The organism is Streptomyces sp. OfavH-34-F, from assembly GCF_022347745.1.
In the GTDB taxonomy this organism is placed as follows: Bacteria; Actinomycetota; Actinomycetes; order Streptomycetales; family Streptomycetaceae; genus Streptomyces.
In genome coordinates this window covers 1-4,530 of record NZ_JAKRGC010000417.1, presented here as the reverse complement: position 1 = coordinate 4,530, position 4,530 = coordinate 1, and the positions used below count along the sequence as shown (strand labels likewise).

At 69.9% G+C, this 4,530-nt stretch carries 3 protein-coding genes and 1 pseudogene; 2 read left to right on the top strand and 2 right to left on the bottom strand.

Translation table 11 applies throughout. The features are described 5' to 3' along the window. A partial coding sequence (locus MHW47_RS32380) for an RNA polymerase sigma factor (RefSeq protein WP_239227422.1) occupies nucleotides 1-959 on the bottom strand: 959 nt, incomplete at its 3' end. A gap of 20 nt (nucleotides 960-979) precedes the next feature. On the opposite strand from MHW47_RS32380, the gene MHW47_RS32375 reads away from it, so the two are divergent. After that, nucleotides 980-2,677: a pectinesterase family protein gene (locus tag MHW47_RS32375; protein ID WP_308381739.1), complete on the top strand. Its 1,698-nt coding sequence runs from the start codon at nucleotides 980-982 to the stop codon at nucleotides 2,675-2,677. Between the two features lie 44 nt (nucleotides 2,678-2,721). After that, nucleotides 2,722-4,224 (top strand): RICIN domain-containing protein, encoded by a 1,503-nt coding sequence (locus MHW47_RS32370; RefSeq protein WP_239227420.1) that lies wholly within the window; start codon nucleotides 2,722-2,724, stop codon nucleotides 4,222-4,224. A gap of 53 nt (nucleotides 4,225-4,277) precedes the next feature. On the opposite strand, the pseudogene MHW47_RS32365 reads toward MHW47_RS32370, so the two are convergent. Beyond that, a pseudogene (locus MHW47_RS32365) lies at nucleotides 4,278-4,530 on the bottom strand (hypothetical protein); the annotation flags it as partial.

The following is a 4,530-nucleotide window of genomic DNA, read 5'->3' as shown; positions in this document are numbered from 1 at the left end:
AGCAGCCGCGGCCGGGAGTTCCGGACCGTGTGCGAGGCCAGCTCCGCCGTGGACCCGGTCGGTGCGGTCCCGGGCCGGCCCAGGAGGCGGTCGAGCCAGGCCAGCAGTGCCACGGGCACCGGCAGCACGGCGATGCCGGGCAGCAGCCGCTCCGGCGGGATCAGGCCCTCGCGCCGGGACGCACAGGCCCGGCAGTCGCGGACGTGCCGGGCCAGCCGCTTGCGCCACAACCCGCTCGGCTGCCCGTCCCAGCCCCGGGCGGCGGCGGCGAGCCCGGGGCAGCGCGGGGAGGCCGAGAGCCCGGCCACGATCAGCCGGGAGACCTGCAGCCGCTCCTTCATCCGCTGCACCCGGACCGCGGCATGGGTGCGCGGCAGCCGCAGCGCGGCGGCCAGTTCGCCGCGGGTCAGCACCCCGGCGGTCTCCTCCCACCACAGCGCGAGCAGCCGGCGGTCACCGGCGTCCAGCCAGCGGGCGGCGCGGACGACCTCGCGGCGCTGGTCGGCGAGGACCAGTTCGGCGACGCTCCGGTCCGCGAAGTCGGCCCGGGGGTCCGCGGGCTCCGCGACCTCGTACTCCGGACCGGGCCGCACCCGGGCGAACCGGTGGCGGCGCCGGTACTGCTGGATCTGCCGGTAGGCGATGGCCACGGCCCAGGAGTGGAAGCGGTCGGGCTCCCGGAGCGCCGGCAGCCCGCGAACGATGTGCAGCATCACCTCCTGCACCTGGTCGTCCGTGTCGGCGTGACCGTCGAGCGCGCGTGCGGTGATCCGGTGAACCAGCGGCAGGCAACCGGTCAGCAGCGCATCCAGCGCGGCCCGGTCGCCGGCCTGGGCGGCCCGGACGAGCGACATCTCGTACGGCGTGGTGCCCCGGGGGCGGGGCTCACCCGGCGCGGTGCCGTGGCGGCGGGGCTCACCGCCGTGGTCCCTGCCTCCTGACGAAGAGGGGTGATCCATGGGTTCCACCCCCCTCGCACATGTCCTTGCTGAACCGGTCGAGGATTCTGACACGGCCGCAGACGCTGGTAAAGCACGGGGCACCGGGCCCCTCCGCCGCGCGCACGCCGAGCGGGGTCCGCGTGCACGGGCCGGCAGGACTTTCTGAAATTTCTGTTATCCGTCCCCCCTCGGCAGCACCTATCCCTTCGCCGCGGCGCTCCCCGCCGCAGGCACTGTCAGGTACCGCTCCGAGGAAGGGACGAGAGCCCATGAGATCCGAACCCCCACGCATGACCGCTCGCGGCAGGGCCGTGGCCGGTGTGGTGTCCGCTCTGGCCGTGGTGGCCGGGGGATTGGTGGTGTCGGTGTCGACGGCGGGTTCCGCCGGGGCGGCGACGGCGCCGACGGTGGATACGGCGTATCAGCTGGTGGTGGCGAAGTCCGGTAAGTGTGTGGATGTGCCGGGTGCTTCGCGGGTCGCTGGGGTGGAGCTTCAGCAGTGGGGTTGTACGGCGGATTCGCCGTGGCAGCAGTTCCGGCTGAAGTCGGCGGGTGCCGGTGTGTACACGCTGGTGGGTGAGAGCAGTGGGCAGTGTGTGGATGTGCCCGGTGGTACCACGGCCAGTGGTGTGCGGGTCATCCAGTGGGGCTGCGGCGCGGGCAAGACGAATCAGCAGTGGACGCTGACACCGAGCCGTGGCGACACCTGGCAGATCATCAACGTGAAGTCGGGTCTGTGCCTGTCCGACGAGCTGGCGTCCACGTCCAACGGGACGGCGATCATCCAGGAGACCTGCACCCACAACAGCAACAAGCAATGGACCTTCAAGCCCGTCGCCGGCAGCGGTGAGCGGCCGACAGTCGCGGCCGACGGTTCGGGCACCTACCGCACCGTGCAGGCGGCGATCGACGCCGTCCCCGCGAACAACACCCGGCCGGTGGAGATCACCATCGCCCCCGGCACCTACCGGGAGATCGTGCGCATCCCCGGCAACAAGCCCTACGTCACGCTGCGCGGACTGGGCTCGGGGCCGTCCTCGACGGTCGTCGTCAACAACCACTCCGCGGGTGAGTACGGCACCTCGGGCAGCGCCACCATGTTCGTGGACGGCCACGACTTCAAGGCCGTCAACCTGACCGTGTCCAACGACTTCGACGAGAGCTCCACGCCCTCGGGCCACCAGGCCCTGGCCATGAGCCTCAACTCGGACCGGTCCGTGCTCGACAACGTCCGGCTCCTCGGCGACCAGGACACCCTGCTGGTCAACAACTCGGCCCGGTCGTACGCGGTGAACTCCTACGTGGAGGGCACCGTGGACTTCATCTTCGGCGGCGGCACGATCGTGTTCGACCGCTGCACCATCTACGAGAAGCGGTCGACCGGCGGGCCGATCACCGCGGCCAGCACGGACGCCGGCAAGAAGTACGGCTTCCTCTTCTACAAGTCGAACATCACCGGCGCCCCCGCCAACCGCACCCAGCTCGGCCGCCCGTGGCGCCAGGACGCCCAGGTGCTCTACCGCGAGTCGACGCTCAGCTCCACCGTCGCCACCGCCCAGCCGTGGATCGACATGTCGGCCAACAGCTGGAAGAAGGCCCGGTTCACCGAGTACCGCAACACCGGTTCCGGCGCGGGCGTCAACGGCAACCGGCCGCAGCTGAGCGACGGCGCCGCCGCCGACTACACCCCGCAGAAGTACCTGGCCGGCACCGACGGCTGGAACCCGGTCCGCTGAGCCCGGACCCCGGATCGCTCACTCGTACACGAAGGAAGGCAGACATGGAACAGAACAGCGTGCGTCGCCGTGCGTCCCACAGGCGTGCTTCGGGCAAGGCAGTCGCCGGGACGGTCTCGGCTCTGGCCGTGGTGGCCGGGGGGTTGGTGGTGTCGGTGTCGACGGCGGGTTCCGCCGGGGCGGCGACGGCGCCGGCGGTGGATTCGGCGTATCAGCTGGTGGTGGCGAAGTCCGGTAAGTGTGTGGATGTGCCGGGTGCTTCGCGGGTCGCTGGGGTGGAGCTTCAGCAGTGGGGTTGTACGGCGGATTCGCCGTGGCAGCAGTTCCGGTTGAAGTCGGCCGGCAGTGGTGTGTACACGCTGGTGGGTGAGAGCAGTGGGCAGTGTGTGGATGTGCCCGGGGGTTCCACGGCCAGTGGTGTGCGGGTCATCCAGTGGGGCTGCGGCGCGGGCAAGACGAATCAGCAGTGGAAGCTGTCGCCCAGCGGTTCGGGCATGTGGCAGATCGTCAACGTGAAGTCGGGTCTGTGCCTGTCCGACGAACTGGCGTCCACGTCCAACGGGACGGCGATCATCCAGGAGACCTGCACTCACAACACCAACAAGCAGTGGACCTTCAAGCCCGTCGCCGGCAGCGGTGACGGCGGACGGACCTGGTCGGACAAGGCCGACGGCTTCGCCTCCACCGGCGGCGGCACCACGGGCGGCGCCGCGGGCGCGACGGTCACCGTCAAGACCTACGCGGACCTGGTGAAGTACGCCGGGGCGGCCGAGCCGTACACCATCAAGGTGGCCGGAGCGATCACCGTCACCCCGTACGGCCGGGAGATCCCGGTCAAGTCCGACAAGACGCTGATCGGCGTCGGCACCTCCGGCCAGATCGTCAACGGCGGGTTCTTCCTCGGGGCGGGCACCCACAACGTCATCATCCGCAACCTCACCATCCGCGACACGCGCATGGCCGAGGACGACCCGGACGACAAGGACTACGACTACGACGGCATCCAGATGGACACCGCCGACCACATCTGGATCGACCACAACCGCATCCAGCGGATGAACGACGGACTCATCGACAGCCGCAAGGACACCAGCTACCTCACCGTGTCCTGGAACGAACTGGGCGAGGTCAACAAGGCCTTCGGCATCGGCTGGACGGAGAACGTCACCGCCCGCATGACGATCCACCACAACTGGATACACGACACCAACCAGCGCAACCCCAGCATCGACAACGTGGCGCTGGCCCACCTCTACAACAACTACATGCAGAACGTCACGTCGTACGGGAACCTCTCGCGCGGCCGGTCCAAGACCGTGATCGAGAACAGCTACTACGACCACGTCGCCAACCCGTACTACCCCGACACCTCGGCCGCGTCCCTGACGCAGTCCGGGTCCATCGTGGTCAACTCCAGCGGGAAGCAGCAGACCAACGGCACCACCTTCGACCCGCACCGCTACTACAGCTACTCCCTGGACGCCGCCAAGGACGTTCCGGCCCTGCTGAAGCGGTACACCGGCCCGCAGAGCAACATCGGGCAGTGACGCACCACGCCGGGCCCCGCGTCACCGCGGGGCCCGGCGCCGGGAGCCCTTCCTCAGCGCTTGACGCCGAAGAAGGGCTCCAGCGGCTTGGGCAGCAGGTCGTTGCAGGTCAGCTGACCCGACTTGGTGAGCGCGTCGTTCACACACGTGTAGTAGTCGCGGTACACCAGCTGCACGGTGAACGTCGTCGCGACGATCGCCAGCGCGACCACGCCCGTCACCAGACCGCTCACCGCGGCCGTGGTCTGCTGCCGCCCGCCGCGCTGCGCGGCCCGTGCGTTCGGCGCGCCCGCGCCGCCCTGCCCG

What these genes read in the sequence shown, in the direction of transcription:
- MHW47_RS32375 (WP_308381739.1), top strand. Translation starts at nt 980, where the DNA reads ATGTCCTTGCTGAACCGGTCGAGGATTCTGACACGGCCGCAGACGCTG.
- MHW47_RS32370 (WP_239227420.1), top strand. Translation starts at nt 2,722, where the DNA reads ATGGAACAGAACAGCGTGCGTCGCCGTGCGTCCCACAGGCGTGCTTCG.